The 17,857-nt window shown below is 64.3% G+C and carries 3 protein-coding genes; all 3 read left to right on the top strand.

The features are described 5' to 3' along the window. Positions 1 to 19: 19 nt before the first annotated feature. The 3 genes from NSND_RS00765 to NSND_RS00755 are packed head-to-tail and all read left to right on the top strand — an operon-like array spanning position 20 to position 17,851. Positions 20 to 1,000 (top strand): TauD/TfdA family dioxygenase, encoded by a 981-nt coding sequence (locus NSND_RS00765; protein WP_369974231.1) that lies wholly within the window; start codon positions 20 to 22, stop codon positions 998 to 1,000. Continuing rightward, positions 994 to 8,865 (top strand): non-ribosomal peptide synthetase, encoded by a 7,872-nt coding sequence (locus tag NSND_RS00760; protein WP_080877154.1) that lies wholly within the window; start codon positions 994 to 996, stop codon positions 8,863 to 8,865. Before NSND_RS00765 ends, NSND_RS00760 begins: the two co-directional genes overlap by 7 nt. Continuing rightward, positions 8,855 to 17,851, top strand: a complete 8,997-nt coding sequence (locus NSND_RS00755; protein WP_080877153.1) for a non-ribosomal peptide synthetase — start codon at positions 8,855 to 8,857, stop codon at positions 17,849 to 17,851. The genes NSND_RS00760 and NSND_RS00755 overlap by 11 nt, the downstream gene beginning before the upstream one ends. Positions 17,852 to 17,857 lie beyond the last annotated feature (6 nt).

Here is a 17,857-nt window from a genome sequence, read left to right as displayed (position 1 = left end):
TCCCGGAGTGAACGGCATAGTGACGCGGAACGGTGGCCTCATGATCGAGCCCCTCTCGTCCGACGGCAGCCTTCCCCTGGTGGTGACACCGGTAGAGGGCAGAACCTTGGACGGCTATCTCGCCGCCGCGCGCCATTATGCCGAGGCATTTCTGCCGGCCAGCGGCGGCCTGCTCTTCCGCGGCCTGCCGATCGGATCGGTCGCTGATTTCGAGTCGTTCGTCGGTGGGTTCACGTCGTCGTTGGTGTCCTACGAATTCGGCTCGACCCCCCGGTCGCGTGTGCAGCGACAGGTCTACACTTCGACCGAATACCCGCCGCATCAACATATCCCGCTTCACAACGAGCAGGCCTACACGCGGGAATGGCCGATGAAGATCTGGTTTTATTGCGGGCAGGCACCCGAGGAGGGAGGCTACACCCCGATCGCGGACAGCCGCGAGGTCTATCGGCGGATTCCAGCCTGCATCCGGGAACACTTCAACCGGAAGCAGGTCATGTACATGCGCAACTATGGCAACGGTCTGGATGTGCCTTGGCAAAAGGTGTTCAACACGGAAGACCCTGCAGTGGTGGAAGCATTCTGCCGGACCAATGGAATTCTGTACGAGTGGAAAGCCGACGGCGAATTGCGCACCAGGCAGGTGGCGCAGGCGATCGCGGTCCATCCTCTGACGGGCGAAACGGTCTGGTTCAATCAGGCGCATTTGTTTCATGTCTCGAATCTGGAGCCGGCGGTGCGTGAGGACCTGCTGGCCGTCGTGGCGGAGGAAGACCTGCCCCGAAATGCCTGTTACGGAGACGGCAGCCCGATCGAGTCTGATCTGCTGGATGAAATTCGCGACGTCTACCGGAGCGTGGCCGTGCAATTCTCCTGGCAGGAGGGCGATGTGATGATGCTCGACAACATGCTGGCCGCCCATGGCCGCACGCCTTTTAAGGGCCGGCGGCAGATTCTGGTGGCTATGGCGGAACCTTGCAGAGCCGGTCATCCATGCTGATGCCTCACGACCAGACGCAAGACAGGCCGGCCGATGTCCTCGGATCGGAGCCGGCGCAGTACCTGTTTCCTATGAGTTTCGGGCAGCGGCGGCTCTGGTTTCTCTCGCAGTTGGAACCGGAGAGCGCCTCCTACAACACGGCCATCGCCGTGCGGATGAAGGGGAGGGTGGATCGCCGGCTCCTGGTGAATTCTTTCAACCGGATCGTGGAACGGCACGAAGTCCTGCGCACGAGCTTCAGCACCGAAAACGGGGAGCCGGTTCAGATCATCGCGACCGTCGGTCGAGTCACACTGGAGACCGACCTGGTGACGAATCAGCCGGAAGCCATCCTGGCCGCGGCGCGTGACGAAGCGCAACGTCCCTTCGATCTTCAGCGGGGGCCGCTGCTCCGGTTGCGTCTGTTCGACATCACAGACGACGACCACCTGCTGGTCGTCACCCTGCACCACATCGTGTGCGACGGATGGTCCGCGCAGATCCTGGCGCGGGAATTTGCGCAGCTGTATGTCGAGGCGGTGGAGGGGACCGATGCAGCCTTGCCTGCGCTCCCCATCCAATATGCGGACTATGCGGAATGGCAACGCGGGTGGTTGCAGGGAGAGGTGCTTGATCGGCACCTGACCTATTGGACTCGGCAACTGGCTGGAGACCTCCCGGTGATCGAACTGCCGACAGACCGCCCGCGCGGGGCCGTCCAAACGTCGTCGGGCAGCCGGTATGTCTTTACTCTGCCGCAGGCCCTGGCCGGGGGGTTGCGGGAACTCAGCCGGCGCCACAACGTGACTCTCTTTATGACCCTGTTGGCCGTGTTCCAGACCTGGCTCATGCGCTATACGGGCATCGACGATGTCTGTGTCGGCACCCCCATCGCCTGCCGGACCAAACGCGAGACGGAAGATCTCATCGGCTTTTTCGCGAATACCCTCGTCCTGCGTACGGACCTTTCGCAGAATCCGACCTTCCGGCAGTTGCTCGAACGGGTGCGTGAAGTCGTTCTCGGCGGGCAGGAGCATCAGGAGTTGCCGTTCGAAGAACTCGTCGACGCGCTGAAGCCCGCGCGGGCCCTGAGCCACTCTCCGCTCTTTCAAGTGCTGTTTGCGCTGCAGACCACGCTGGCCGAAGCCGTTCGTTTGCCCGGGTTGCACGTCGAGATCACCGAGGTCGATGCGGCAGCCGCGAAGTTCGATCTCTCGCTGGACATGGCCGAGACGGAGGCGGGCCTGGAGGGAGCCTTCGAATACAACACCGACCTGTTCGATGCGGCGACCGTTGCCCGCATGGCCGGACATTTCCAGACCCTGTTGGCCGGCATCGTCGCGACGCCGGACTGCAGACTGCATGAGTTACCGCTTCTGTCGGTCGAAGAGTGGCAAGAGGCTCTGCTGGTCGGACCTGATGACCGCGTCACAGACGAGTGCTTCGACTTCGCCGCCGTATTCGCGGCCCAAGTCGAATGCAGTCCGGGTGCCGTCGCCGTCGAATGCCGGAGGGAAACCAGGACGTATGCCGAGTTGAACCGAGAGGCCGACCGGATCGCCGGCGCACTGACCACCTCCGGCATCGGCCCGGACAAGATCGTCGCCCTGCTGCTCGACCGCGGCATTGGTCTCCTCACAGCCATCGTGGGGGTGTTGAAGGCGGGCGGGACGTACCTGCCGCTGGATCCCTCTCACCCTCCGGCCCGTTGGGGCGAATTGATTCACTCGAGCACGGCGTCCGTCGTCCTGGCGAGTGAGTCCTATCGCGCTCGTGTGGGGGAGGCCTCTCCACGGTTCGCATCCGGCGACGCGATTCTCCTCGCCCTGGAGGACGTCGTCGGAAGGCCGGACAATGCGCCGCCTCATCCTCACACCTGCTCGCCGGACCAATTGGCCTACGTCATCTATACGTCCGGCTCGACCGGTATTCCCAAGGGCGCCATGGTCACGCAGCGGGGCTTGATGAACCACCTCTGGAGCAAGCGCGATTCCTTGGGATTGGGCCCGAATGACGTAGTGGCGCAGACGGCCTCGGCCTGTTTCGACATTTCCGTCTGGCAACACCTGGCCGCGCTCATCTGCGGCGGGCGGACCCTGATCGTGCCGGAGGACGAGGCCCGTGATCCTGTGCAGCTCTTGACCTGTCTCGAACGCGATGCGGTCACCGTCGCCGAAACTGTGCCGGCGCTGCTCAAGGGCATGGTGGATGGCCCACAAGCAGCCGACGTTCCCTTGCGATCGTTACGGTGGCTGTTGCCCACGGGTGAAGCGCTGCCGCCGCAGCTCTGCCGCGAGTGGCTGCGACGGTATCCCCATGTGCCGCTGGTGAATGCCTATGGCCCGGCCGAATGTGCCGATGACGTCGCGACGGCGACGATCGCCTCGCCTCCGGCCGCCGATGAGGTCTCTATGCCGATCGGACGGCCCATCCAACGGATGCGGCTCGTGGTGGTGGATCGATGGCTGGCGCCGGTGCCGGTCGGGGTTTCCGGTGAACTCTGCATCGGTGGCGTCGGGGTCGGACGGGGCTATCTGCAGGATCCTGGTCGCACGGCTGCCGCCTTCGTGCCCGATCCCTTCGGAACGGAGCCTGGTGCGCGCCTCTACCGAACCGGAGACCTGGTGCGCCGTCGAACAGATGGCAGCCTGGAATTTCTGGGCCGGGTGGACCATCAAATCAAATTGCGCGGGGTGCGGATCGAACCGGGAGAAATCGATGCGCGCCTTCGGGAGCTGGCGGGAATTCGGGACGCCGTCACGGTGGTGCGAGAAGATCGGCCGGGCCAGAAACGCTTGGTGGCCTATGTCGTGACAAGCGAGCAGGCGGCGTCATCGGTCGAGACATGGCGCGCCACACTCCGGTCACAGTTGCCTGAAGTGATGATCCCGTCGCGGTTCGTCCAACTGGATACCCTGCCCCGCACGCCGAACGGCAAGGTGGATCGAGCGTCGTTGCCGGTTCCCGACGACCCGGGCGACGGGGGTTACGCAGCTCCCCGTGACTCAGTCGAAGAGCAGGTGGCGCTGATCTGGGCGGAGGCGTTGCAACGGGAGCGAGTCGGAATCCACGACAACTTTTTCGAGCTCGGCGGCGATTCCATTCTAAGTCTGCAGGTGGTGAGCCGGGCCCGGCAGGCCGGTTTCAGCCTGACGCCGCGGCAGGTCTTTCAACATCAGACTGTCGCGGAACTGGCGGCCCTGTTGGCGCAGCCGAGCGACGTCTCTCCGGTGATTACTGACGAAGAGCTCTTGGCTGAGCTGCCTGATGCTGCGACCGCCGCGGCGGCGAAGGCCGCCTGTCCGAACCATGAGGATGTCTATCCACTGAGCCCTTTGCAGCAGGGGCTTCTCTTTCACAGTCTGTATGCCCCGGCCTCCGGCGTCTATATCGAGCAGATGAGTTGGCGGATGGCGGGCGAACTGGACGTGCCGCTGTTCCGCGAGGCGTGGCAGCAGGTCGTCGATCGTCACCCGCTGTTGCGGACGAGGTTCCTGTGGCGAGAAGTATCGACGCCGATTCAGATCGTGCTGCCTGCTGCCGCATTGCCCTGGCGCGAGGTGGATGTGCGGGATTGTGCGTCAAGCGAACAGGCGGCCCGGTTCAGCCGGTTAGTGGAGGAAGATCGGCTGACGGATTTCGACTTCGAACGGCCGCCCTTGATGCGGATCCTGTTGTTCCGCGTCGGCCGGGACACCTACGACGTGCTCTGGACGCACCACCACATCCTCATGGACGGATGGTGTCTGCCGATTCTGTTGCAGGAAGTGTTGACCGCATACCAAGCCCTGCGGCGAAGAGCGGCTCCGTTGTTCGAACCGGTCGCGCCCTATCGCCATCACATCGTTCGGCTCCTCGGACAGGATCAGGCCGAGGCCGAGCGATTTTGGCGCAAGGCCCTGAAGGGAGTGACGACGCCGACGGTCCTGGGCGAAGAGGTCGCGCCTGAAGAGGCCGGTCAACACCGCTCAAGCGGCACGGCCGCCATCACGCTTTCGCCCGAGGCCAGTGCGCAGTTGCGCACGTTCGCGCAGGGGCATCATGTGACGCTCAATACCCTCGTGCAGGGCGCGTGGGCGCTGTTGTTAAGCCGGTACAGTCGAGAATCGGAGGTGCTGTTCGGTACGACCGTGTCCGGCCGGTCCGCCGACATACCCGGGATCGAACGGATGGTCGGTCTGTTCATCAACACCCTTCCGCTGCGGGTACGGGTGGCTCCAGACGCCGTCCTCTCCGAATGGCTGCGAGCTCTGCTGGAGCACAATAGCGAACTACGGCAATTCGAGCAGACGCCGCTGGTGCAGATCCAAGGCTGGAGCGATGTGCCTCGCGGGCAAGCCCTCTTCGAGAGTCTGATCGTCTTCGACAACCACCCGCTGGATGAGTCGTTGGAGAAAGCGACCGAGCTCACCATTCAAGGCGTCGCGCTGCAAGGACAGACGAATTATCCCCTGACGCTCAACGTGTTACCCGGAAAGGAACTGACGCTCTCACTCTGGTATCACCGGAACCGGTTCCGCGACGAGACTGCTGCCTGCATGGTGCGGCAGCTCGAGACGCTGCTCACGGCCATGACACAGAACCCTCATGCACGCCTGGGTCTCCTTCCCCTGCTGGCGTCGGCGGAGTGTTCGCAGGTGGTGGGGGCGTGGAACCGGACGGGGCGGGCGTATCCGGCGGTGGCGGTGCCGGCGCTGATTGCGGCGCAGGCGGCGCGGACGCCGGAGGCCGTCGCCGTGCGGGCCGGCCAGACGACGGTGACCTATGCGGCCTTACTCGCGCAGGCCGCCCAACTGGCCCAGGCGCTCCAGGCGCGCAAGATCGGGCCGGAATGTCTGGTGGCCGTGGCGCTGGAACGGTCGGTGGATTTGGTCGTGGCGCTGCTCGGCACCTGGTACGCGGGTGCCGCCTTCGTGCCCCTCGATCCAACCTATCCCACCGAGCGACTGCGCTACATGTTGCAGGACAGCCAGGCCGCCCTGCTGCTGACCGACGCCGCGCAAGCCGCGCGCTTGGCGCACGACGGCCCGACCCTCTGCCTGGATCGCGACCGCGCCATCCTCGACGGGTCTCCTTCGACCCCGCCGGTGCTGGCGACCACCGAGACGCAGCTGGCCTACGTCCTCTACACCTCCGGCTCCACCGGGCAGCCGAAAGGCGCCGGCAACAGCCACGCGGGGCTCCGCAACCGGCTCCAGTGGATGCAAGAGGCCTATAGGCTGACGCCGGCGGACCGCGTCCTCCAGAAGACCCCGATCAGCTTCGACGTCTCCGTGTGGGAATTCTTCTGGCCGCTGCTCGTCGGCGCCGAACTGGTCATGGCCGAGCCCGACGCCCACAAGGACCCGGCCCGGCTGATCCAGCACATCGTGGAGCAGGGCATCACCACCCTGCACTTTGTCCCGCCCATGCTGCAGGCGTTTTTGGACCAGCCCGGCGTCGAGACCTGCCGGAGCCTCCGCCAGATCCTCTGTAGCGGCGAAGCCCTGCCGGCCACGTTGCCGCCGCGGGTGCAGCAGGTGCTGCCGGGCGTCGCCCTGCATAATCTCTATGGCCCCACCGAAGCCGCCATCGACGTGACCGCCTGGACCTGTCCGACCCCGCCCGCGCCCACCGTGCCCATCGGGCGGCCCATCGCCAATCTGCAGATCTATGTGCTGGATCCGCAGGGCGAGCCGGTGCCGATCGGCGTGCCGGGCGAATGCTACATCGGCGGGATCGGCGTGGGGCGGGGCTATCACCGGCGGCCGGACCTGACGGCGGCGCGGTTTGTGCCGGATCCCTTCAGTGACCAGCCCGGGCAGCGGCTCTATCGGACCGGCGATCTCGTGCGGTACCGGCCCGACGGCGCCATCGAATACCTGGGGCGGCTGGACCATCAAGTCAAGATCCGGGGCGTGCGCATCGAGTTGGGCGAAGTAGAGGCGGCCCTGCGGCAGCAGCCGGCGATCCGGGAGGCCGTGGTGCTGGCGCGCCGGGACGGCCCCGGCGGGGCCCGGCTCGTCGGTTATGTGACGACCGACCCGACGCCCCCGTTCGACGCGGCAGGCTTGCGGCAGGCGCTCGCGCAGACGCTGCCGGAGTATCTGGTGCCGGCGGTGATCGTACGGCTGGAGCGGCTGCCCCTGAGCCCGAACGGGAAGGTGGACCGCCGGGCCCTGCCTGCGCCGGAGGTCGAGGCGCCGCGCACACAGGCCTATGCCGAGCCGACGACGGCGACCGAGCAGCAGCTGGCCGCCATCTGGGCCCAGGTGCTCGGCCTCGCGCAGGTCGGCCGCCACGATAACTTCTTCGAACTCGGCGGGGATTCGATCCTCGGGCTGCAGGTGATCACGCAGGCGAAGGAAATCGGCCTGTCGCTGACGCCGCGACATTTGTTTCAGCAGCAAACGGTCGAGCGCCTCGCGGCGGTGGTGAATCTGGAGTCGCCTGCCATGCCTGCAATCCAGGCGGAGCAGGGCTTGGTGTCGGGAGTGTTGCCGCTGACTCCGGCCCAGCACTGGTTGTTCGAACAACAGCTGTCCGAACCCCATCACTGGAACCAGTCGCTCATGGTCACGATGTCGGAAGCGCCGGATCAGGCCAGGTTGGCCCGCGCGCTACGGACGGTGATCGAGCGGCATGATGCCTTGCGCACCCGCTTCGACCTCTCGAACGGTCTGACCGCACGTATCGAGGCTATCGTCCCATGTGAGGATCTCTTGTTGTCCGTCGATCTCAGTCAGGTCTCCGACCAAGAGTTAGCGGCCGCCGTCTCCAACGAGGCCGAACGGTACCAGCAGAGCCTCAATCTGGAGCAAGGGCCTCTATTTCGGGCGGTGCTGTTCGATCTCGGGCCGAACCGGCCCGGCAGGCTCCTGTTGATCGCCCACCATCTCGTGGTTGACGGGGTGTCGTGGCGCATCCTCCTGGAGGACCTTGAGCAGGCCTATCTGGCGGAGGAGGGGAGTGCCTTGGTCGTTCCACCGAAGACCACCTCGATCAAACAGTGGACCGAAGCGGCACAGGCCTTGGCTGAATCCGGAGCGCTCCTGGGTGAGCTGGACTTCTGGGCCAAACAGGACCGGTCGACGGATCGTTCGTTGCCGCTTGATGATCCGGCGGGAGAACGGACGGAAGCCTCGGCGGAGATCTGTCACGTGGGGTTCAGTAGGGAAGAGACGGAAGCCATGTTGCGGCAAGCGCCGGCTGCCTACCGGACTCAGGTAAACGATCTCCTGTTGGCGGCCTTGCTTCAAACGTTCCATCGCTGGACGGGCAAGGAAGAGTTGCTGCTGGATCTCGAAGGACATGGCCGTGAGCCGTTGATTCCAGGGGCCGATCTCTCGCGCACTGTGGGATGGTTCACAAGCATCTTTCCACTCCTGCTCCGGCTTCCGGGCGGCTCGACAGGCGAGGTCGTAAAGGACATCAAGGAGCAACTGCGGGCCGTACCCTCCGGCGGGGTAGGGTATGGAGTCTTGAGGTATCTGACCCGTTCGCCTGAGACGGAGCGCCTTCGACGTCAGACCGCCGCGCAGGTCTGCTTCAACTATCTGGGCCAACTCGATCAAGGCGGGGCCGAACAGACCCTATTTGCATTGGCGCCGGAGCCCACGGGACGGGAACACGGTTCCTCGAATCGGATGCGATATGAACTCAGCATCAACGCGGATGTCACGGAGGGGCGGCTGAGCGTGAGCTGGACTCACAGCCGCGCACGGATCAAACCGGCGACGATCGAGATGCTTGCTGCCTCGTATCGGCAGCGGTTGCGCGACCTGATCGCCCATTGCTGCGCGCCGGACGCCGGCGGGTATACCCCGTCTGATTTTCCGGACGTTGAAATCGAACAGGGTGCCCTCGACAACATTCTTGAGATCATGGAACGGAATCATGCGCGATAAACAGCAAATTGAAGCCATGTACTATCTGTCCCCGCTGCAGCAGGGACTCTTGTTTCACCGTCTTGCCGACGCAACGGCCGATCCTTACTTCTATCAATATGCCTACCGGCTGCAGGGCGACCTGCGGCTCGACGCCTTCGAGGGAGCCTGGCGCCATGTGGTGGAGCGCCATGCGGTGCTCCGCACGGCGTTCGTCTGGGAGGGAGTTGAGAAGCCGCTGCAAGTCGTGCGTCGGCAGACGTCTCTGCCCATCGAGCGGCATGATTGGCGCGGCGTGCCGGAGGAAGAGCAACGGTTGCGATTCGGGACTCTCCTGGATTGCGATCGCGCCGCCGGTCTCGATCTATTGCGGCCGCCCCTCATGCGACTGCACGTCATTCGCAAGGCGGAGCGCGAATGGCTGTTGGTCAACAGTCATCACCACATCCTTCTGGATGGGTGGAGCATGGCGCTCGTGCTTCGCGATGTCTTGAGGGCCTACGAGGCGCTGGTGCGGGGGGCCGCTCCGACAGTCGAGTCGCCGCGGCCTTACCGCGACTACATCAGCTGGGTGAATCGGCAGGATCTGGTCCAAGCCGAAACCTTTTGGCGCACGATGCTGGCAGGGTTTCAGCGACCGACACCCCTCGCGCTCGAAGCGCCGTCGCAAAATGCTTCAGCGGAGACCCTGTCCTTTGCCGAGCAGTCGTTGAGGCTGTCGGCGGAGAGGATGGAGGCGCTCCAATCCCTGGCGAAGCGGGTGAAGGTCACGGTGAATACCCTGCTGCAGGGGGCCTGGGCCCTCTTGCTCCATCGTTACAGCGGAGAGCAGGACATTCTGTTCGGGGCGACCGTGTCGGGGCGGCCCCCGGAGCTGACCGGCGTCGAGGAGATGGTCGGGTTGTTCATCAACAGCCTGCCGATTCGAGTGAGCTTCCGACCGGACCAGTCGCTCGGGGACTGGCTGCGTGACTTGCAGGAGCGGAACGCGGCGTTGCGCCAATATGAATGGACCCCGCTCAGCGACATCCAACGATGGAGCGACGTTCCTAACGGGACGCCTCTTTTTGGGAGCCTGGTCGTGTTCGAAAGTTATCCGGAGGCTGCGGACGGCGGTGAGCAGCCGTCGTTGAGCGTCGAGCCCTTGGCCGTTCGGTCGGGCGACGTCTATACGCTGACGCCGGGACGCAACAACTATCCCCTTTCGTTGATGGTGGAACCGGGGCGGGATCTGCGCCTTATCGTCTGTTATGCCCACCGGAGGTTTGCGCATGCGGCGATCACCCGCATGCTCGGTCATCTCGATCGCTTGCTCGCAGCCATGGCGGAGGCACTCGAGGCGAGGTTGGCAGACCTGTCTCTGTTGACGGATGACGAACGAAATCAACTGATCGAGTGGAACGGGGCCTTCACGTCCGACGAGAGCGGGGAACGCTGCATCCATGACCTGATCGCCGCCCAAGTGGAGGCAAGGCCGGAGGTCACGGCGGTGGTGACCAAGCAGGAGCAGGTGACCTATCAGGAACTTGACCGGCGCGCGGCTGCTCTGGCGCGATATCTGCTGGCGCAGGGTGTGAGATCGGATGACCGGATCGGCCTCTGTCTGGACCGTTCGTTGGATTTGGTGGTCGGGATCGTTGCCGTGCTCAAGGCCGGCGGCGCCTATGTCCCGCTCGACCCGACCTATCCCCGTGAGCGGCTGGCCGCGATGGTCGCCGATAGCCAGGCTCGCCTCATCATCACCCGGGGCGACCAGGCGCAGGGCTTATCTGATTTTGCGGAACGGCTGATCCTGCTCGATCGTCAAGCGGAGGAGATCGCAGGATGTTGCGAAGGGCCAGCCTCCGTCCCGCTGTCGCCGTCGAACCTTGCGTATGTGATCTATACCTCCGGTTCCACCGGTCGTCCCAAAGGGGTGGCCGTGGAACATCGGCAGGTGACGGCCTATGTCCGCGCGATCCTGCAACTTGAGCCGGTGGCCGCCGGTGCGAGCATGGCCGCCGTCTCGACGGTGGCTGCCGACCTCGGCAACACGGCCCTGTTCGGGGCGCTCTGTTCGGGGCGTACCCTCCATCTGCTTTCGACGGAGGACGGCTTCGACCCCGACGCGATGGCCGCCGCCATGCATGGGCGGCAGGTCGAGGTCCTGAAAATCGTGCCGAGCCACCTCCGGGGACTTCTGCACGCGGCCCACCCCGAACGTGTCTTGCCAACCGGTTGCCTCATCCTTGGGGGCGAAGCCCTGCGCGGTGACCTCGTGCAAGAGATCCGGCGGCTCGCGCCCGGCTGCGCGATCGTCAATCACTACGGCCCGACCGAAACGACGGTCGGCGTGTTGACCCATCTGGTTGAAGCATCACAGGGCCATGCCGAGGGCGACGTGCCGGTCGGCCGCCCACTCTCATTGGTCCAAGCCCATGTGCTCGACATCGATGGACAGCCGGTCCCGATCGGTGTGCCGGGAGAACTTTACATCGGCGGGCAGCAAGTCACGCGTGGGTATCTCGGCCGACCCGAGGCGACGGCGGAACGATTCATTCCCGATCCCTTCAGCCATGTGCCTGGAGCCAGGCTGTACCGTACAGGCGACCGGGCGAAACGGCGAGCCGACGGCACGGTTGAATTTCTGGGACGCATCGATCATCAGGTCAAGCTGCGCGGGTTTCGCATCGAACTGGGTGACATCGAGGCGCAACTGCGACGGGAGCCGGGGGTGGCCGATGCCGTCACGGTGGTCCGCGAGACCGGCGACGGCACGCAGCAACTCGTAACCTATCTGGCCGGACCCTCGATGCTGGATGTGGCCGGCATTCGGGCCAGGCTTGCGCTTCGCCTCCCTCAGTACATGGTGCCGCAACACTTTGTCCCTCTCGACGCCTTTCCTCTGACCGCGAACGGCAAGCTCGACCGGGCTGCCTTGCCCGATCCGGAACAGCTGAGTGCTGCCGCGCTGACGACCTACGTGGCGCCGCGCAACAGGACCGAGGAAATCCTCGCCGCCATCTGGCAAACCGTGTTGCAGGTCGAACGAGTGGGCGTGCACGACAACTTTTTCGCGCTGGGAGGCGACTCGATCCGCACGCTGCAGGTCATTGCCCGAGCCAACCGGCAAGGGGTGAAACTGACGCCCAAGCAACTCTTCGAACATCAAACCGTGGCGGCCGCCGCGGCGGTGGCGCAGGTGAAACCGGCCACGCCGATCGAAGCCATGCAATCGCCCGTGCAAGACGAGGCCCGGCCGGCGGCAGGCGCTCACAGCCCACCACAGGCGACGCCGGAGGCCACGGCGCCCGTCATGCCGATCTTCCCGCTCACCGGGCTGACGCCGGAGGAGCTGGCGGGTCGACGTGAGGATTGGGCGGAGATCGAAGACTGTTACCCGCTGTCGCCGATGCAGGAAGGCATGCTGTTCCATACGTTGATGAACCCCGTTTCCGGCATCTACCTCATGCAGCAGTTTTACGCATGGGAAGGGCGTCTGGATCGGGAGGCCTTCGGCCGCGCCTGGCAGCGCGTCATCGACCGGCACCCGATGCTCCGCACTTCTTTCATGTGGAAGGATCTGCAGGCGCCCCTTCAGGTCGTCCATCGACGTGTCGTTGCGGAGGACGTGATTCAAGACCTGGATTGGGCGGACATGAGTGACGAGCAGCAACACATCCGCATGGGGGAGTTGCTGGTGCAGGAATTGAAACAAGGGCTGGATTTCGAACAGGCGCCGCTCATGCGCATTCGACTGGTCCGCCGCGGTCAGGACCGGTACGCCATCGTGCGGAGCTTCCACCATATCCTCACCGACGACTGGTGTTTCTCGCTGCTGATGATGGATTTTCTGACCCACTACGACGCCTGTGTGCAGGGACAGATTCCGGACCTGCCCGACCCGGCCCCGTATCGAGACTACATCGCCTGGCTGCAACGTCAGGACCAGGCTGCGGCGAAGCAATTTTGGAAACAGGAGTTGACCGGCTTCACCACGCCGACCCCGCTTGGGATCGAACGGCTCGACCCCGATACCTCCGCAACCGGGTCCGAAGTGGGCGACGAGTTCATGGAGTTATCACCGGAGGTGTCCGAGCGGCTGCGAACCTTGGCTCAGCAGCATCACCTGACCCCGAACACCTTCGTACAGGGAGCCTGGGCCATTCTGCTGTCGCGCTACAGCGGGGAGGCACAGGTGTTGTTCGGCGTGACCGTCGCCGGGAGACCGACTGACCTGCCCGGTGTCGAGGACATCGTAGGGCTCTTCATCAATACCCTGCCGCTTCGCGTGACCCTGTCGCCCGATCAGTCGGTGATGACGTGGCTTCAGCACCTGTTGGCGGAAAATTATCGCATCCGGCAGTACGAATACGCGCCGCTGGTGCGCATTCAACAATGGAGTGAGGTTCCGTCCGGACAGGCGCTCTTCCGCAGTCTGCTCGTGTTCGAGAATGCCCCGAAGGACGCGCGTCTCGGCGAAGAACGGGACGATCGGTCCCTCTCGTACGACCAGGACCGCGTTCACACGAATTACCCAATGACCGTGGTCGGGTATCCGGGCGAGTCCATGGGAGTGCGCCTGTCGTATGACCGACGGCTCTTCGAGCGCGCGGATGTGGCCCGCATGCTGGACCATCTCAAGCGATTGCTCGAGGCCATGGCGGCGTCTCCCGAGGCGGCGATCCAAGACCTGCCGATGCTGGATGACGCCGAGCGACAACGTCTGCTGGTGGAGTGGAACGGGCGAGATGGCAGTGAGCCGGCGGCCGCGGATTTTTCCACCCGGTTCGAAGCCCAAGTGCGACGAACCTCGGAGGCCGTTGTGGTGGAATGCGGCGACGACCGTCTCACCTACGACGAACTCAACCGCTCCGCCAATCGGATTGCCCATGGACTCCGCAGGCGCGGTGTGGGAACGGACAACGTCGTTGCGCTGCTGGACGACCGGGGGCCGGCGCTGCTGTCGATGATCGTGGGCGTGCTGAAGGCCGGTGGTGCGTATCTGCCGTTGGATCCGCATCACCCGGCTGAGCGGCTGACGCAGATCCTGGCGTCCGCCTGCGTGAAGGCTGTGATATTCGGGAACCGGCAGGCGGCCTTGGCTGAGACGGTCGCGACCATGCTGCCGGCGGGTGTCGGACCGGAGTTCGTTTCAGTTGAAAACCTCGAGAGGGATGCGCAAGGGGAGAGCAATCCTAGTCCAGTGACGGCACCGCAACGTCTCGCCTATGTCATCTTCACGTCCGGATCGACCGGGGTGCCCAAGGGGGCGATGGTCGAATCCCGGGGAATGATGAATCACCTCTTGACGAAGATTCCGACACTCGCGCTTGGTCCCGCCGATGTGGTCGCTCAGACCGCTTCACAATGTTTCGATATTTCCGTGTGGCAATTCCTGACCCCGCTGCTCTGCGGCGCCAAGGTCCAGATCATTCCCGACGAGGTGGTGCGCGATCCGCAACGCCTGTTGGCTGAGGTCTCGGCTCGCGGCGTGTCGGTGCTTGAGGTGGTGCCTTCGTTGTTGGGCGGCCTCTTGGAGGGCCCGTCGTTGCCCCTGCCGCGACTGCGGTGGTTGCTGCCCACGGGAGAGACGCTGTCACCGGACCTGTCGCGTCGATGGTTCGCCCGCTACCCGACCGTGCCGCTCGTGAACGCCTACGGTCCGGCGGAATGTTCCGACGATGTGGCGCTTGCCTGCATTCGCGAGCAGCCTGCCGAGGCTGAATTTAGGATGCCGATCGGGCGGCCGATCGAGGGGGTGCGGTTGTATGTCCTGGATCGCCGTCTGGACCTCATGCCGGCCGGAGTGGCCGGAGAGTTGTGCGTGGGCGGAGTGGCGGTGGGTCGTGGATACCTGAGTGACCCGGCGAAGACGGCCGCTCTGTTCGTCCCGGATCCATTTTCATCCCGGCCTGGGAGCCGGCTCTATCGGACGGGAGATCTGGTCCGTCACAGGCCGGACGGGGCGCTCGAATTCGTGGGACGTCGTGATCACCAGGTCAAGATACGCGGGTTCCGCATCGAACTGGGCGAGATCGAAGCGAGACTGGCGCAGCATCCCGACGTGGACCGTTGTGTGGTCGTCGTGGCCGAGTGGCAACCGGGACATAAGCAGTTAGTGGCCTATGTGGCGACGACGGCGACCGTGAACGCCGACCGGCTGCGGCTGTTCCTGCGACGGACTCTGCCTGAGTACATGGTGCCGGCCACCTTCCTGTTGCTTCCCTCCTTACCGCTCACACCGAATGGAAAAATCGACCGGAAGGCGTTGGCCACACCGGACGCGGACCGGCTGGCCGATGATTTCGAACCGCCCGCGACGCCGACGCAAGACCTCGTAGCCGGAATCTGGTCGGAAATTCTGGGGATTGAACGCATCGGGCGGCGGGATCAGTTTTTTGAACTCGGCGGCCATTCGCTTCTCGCCACGCAAGTCATGTCCCGCGTGCGCGCGGCGTTTCGCATCGAACTGCCCTTGCGAACGCTGTTCGACCATCCGACGGTCGAGGCCTTTGCCTCGGCCATCGACCGGGCCGGGCTCGAAGGGGACGGCGGACAGATTCCCCCGCTCATGCCGGTCTCGCGGACCGATCATCTGCCGCTCTCCTTCGCGCAGCAACGCCTCTGGTTCCTGACGCAAATGGACCCGGAGAGCGGGACGTACAATCTGCCGTTCGCCCTTCGTCTTGGCGGAGCGCTCAATCATCGAATCCTGGAACGAAGTTTTCTCGCGCTCGTGCGCCGGCACGAATCCCTGCGAACCACCTTCCCGGCTGTGGAGGGGGAGCCGAGGCAGGTGGTCGTCGAGGTCGACCGTTTTGCGATTCCGGTGGAGGACCTCACGGCCCTGTCGGAGTCGGAGCGGGGCATGGCTATCGGTCGCTATGCCGAAGCTCAAACCCAGCGGCCGTTTCACCTGGATCGTGACCTGCCGATCCGCGCGCTCCTGCTCAGGGTGAGTGCCGACGCCCATATCCTGCTCGTGACGGTTCACCACATTGCGGCCGATGCCTGGTCGCTCGCGGTGGTGACTCACGAGGTGGCGACGATCTACAACGCCCTGGCGAATGAGGTCGAGGGAGCCGGCATTCAATCCGGGGATGAGCCGGAAACCCTGCTGCCCGCCTTGCCGGTCCAGTATCGCGACTTCGCGGTCTGGCAGCGGCAATGGCTGCAGGGGGCCCTGTTGGAACGGGAGATCGGCTACTGGAAGCAGCGGCTTGGTTCCACGCCGCCGCAATTGATGCTGCCGACCGACCATGCGCGGCCTGAGCGGCAGAGTTATCGGGGCGGCCGTCTCGCGTTCCACCTGTCGGGAGAAATTCTTGAACCGCTGCGGCGTTTGAGCCGGCGTCAGGGTGTGACGCTGTTTATGACGCTGCTGGCTGCCTTCAAGCTGCTCTTGTCCAAGTTTTCGGGACAGACCGATATTCTGGTCGGTACGGATGTGGCCAACCGGAACCGCGCCGAGACGGAACAACTCGTGGGGTTCTTCGTCAACCTCTTGCCCCTGCGCACGGATCTCAGCGGCAACCCGTCCTTCGTTCAGCTCCTGGGGCGGGTGCGGGAGACAGCCTTGGGCGCCTACGCCCATCAGGATGTGCCGTTCGAAAAGATCGTGGATTCGCTCAAGCTCACGCGGGATCTCGGCCGGAACCCGCTGGTCCAGGTTCTGTTCGTGCTGCAAAACGTGCCGCCGCCCTCGCTGCAGTTGGCCGGCGTGAATGTCGAGTCGCTGGAGTTCGAGCACGAGGTGTCGCGGTTCGACGTGGGGCTCTTCATGGAAGAAACGGAAGATGGCTGCGCCGTGCTGTGGAAGTTCAGCCGTGACCTGTTCGAGCCCCAGACGATCGCCGGATGGACGCAGCGGTTTCTTCGATTGTTGCAGCAGATCGGTCTCTCGCCGGAATGCGGGATCGAGACCCTTGAGATGGATGATGCGGATGTCAAGGAGGCGCGCAGGATGGATACGAAACAGCGAAACGACGAGCGACTGCAACGGTTCAAGGCCATCAAACCGAAACCGGTTGCGCTGGCCCAGCGCACGTTGGTGAGCGGTCGGCCGCTCGTGGACGGCCGTGCGATGCCGTGGCTCTATACACCGGCGGTGGACGATGTCGACCTGGCCGGATGGGTCCGGGAACAGCGCTCGCGACTGCAGCGCGAACTGCTGCAGTCCGGCGCCTTGCTGTTCCGCGGGTTCGCGCTGAAGACCGTGCAGGATTTCGAGTCTGTCGCGCAGGCCTTCTGCGGCGAGTTGTTCGGTGACTACGGCGATCTGCCGCGGGAAAAGAGCGGGCGCCATGTCTACGGATCGACACCCTATCCGCCGGACAAACCGATTCTCTTCCACAACGAAAGCTCCCACATGCATCGCTGGCCGCAGAAGCAGTTTTTCTTTTGCCTGCAGGCCGCGCAGGAAGGGGGGCAGACGCCGATCGTGGACGGCCGGTTGATGTTCAAGGGGCTCCGGCCGGACCTGCGCGAGCGGTTGCGCGAGAAGCAGCTGATGTACGTCCGCAACTTTGTTCCGGCTGTGGATGTGAGTTGGCAGGATTTCTTTCGCACCTCCGGCAAGGCCGAAGTGGAAGCCCTGTGTGCCAAGAACGGCATGGACTGGCAATGGCTCGAAAAAGGCGGCCTGCGCACCAAGCAGGTCTGTCCGGCGATCATCGAACATCCCGACACCGGCGAATCGGTCTTCTTCAACCAGATCCAGCTCCACCATGTTTCCTGTTTGGAGCCGGCGGTGCGTGACTCGCTCTTGTCGATGCTCGGTATCGATTCCCTCCCGCGAAACGTCTATTACGGTGACGGCACTCCGCTCGAAGACGAGGTCGTCGAGGAGATCGGCCTGTTGTACGAACGGACTGCCGTGCGGTTTCCCTGGCAGGAGGGGGATCTCATCATGCTCGACAACATGCTGGTGGCCCATGCCCGCGATCCTTTCGTGGGACCCCGCAAGATCGTGGTGGCGATGGGTGACATGATCGCGCAATCGGCCGTTCACTCCATGACGTCATAGGGGGAG

It is taken from the genome of Nitrospira sp. ND1 (assembly GCF_900170025.1).
Taxonomy (GTDB): Bacteria; Nitrospirota; Nitrospiria; order Nitrospirales; family Nitrospiraceae; genus Nitrospira_A.
Note: the sequence above shows the minus strand (reverse complement) of the source record. Positions and strands in the feature narration are given on the sequence as shown.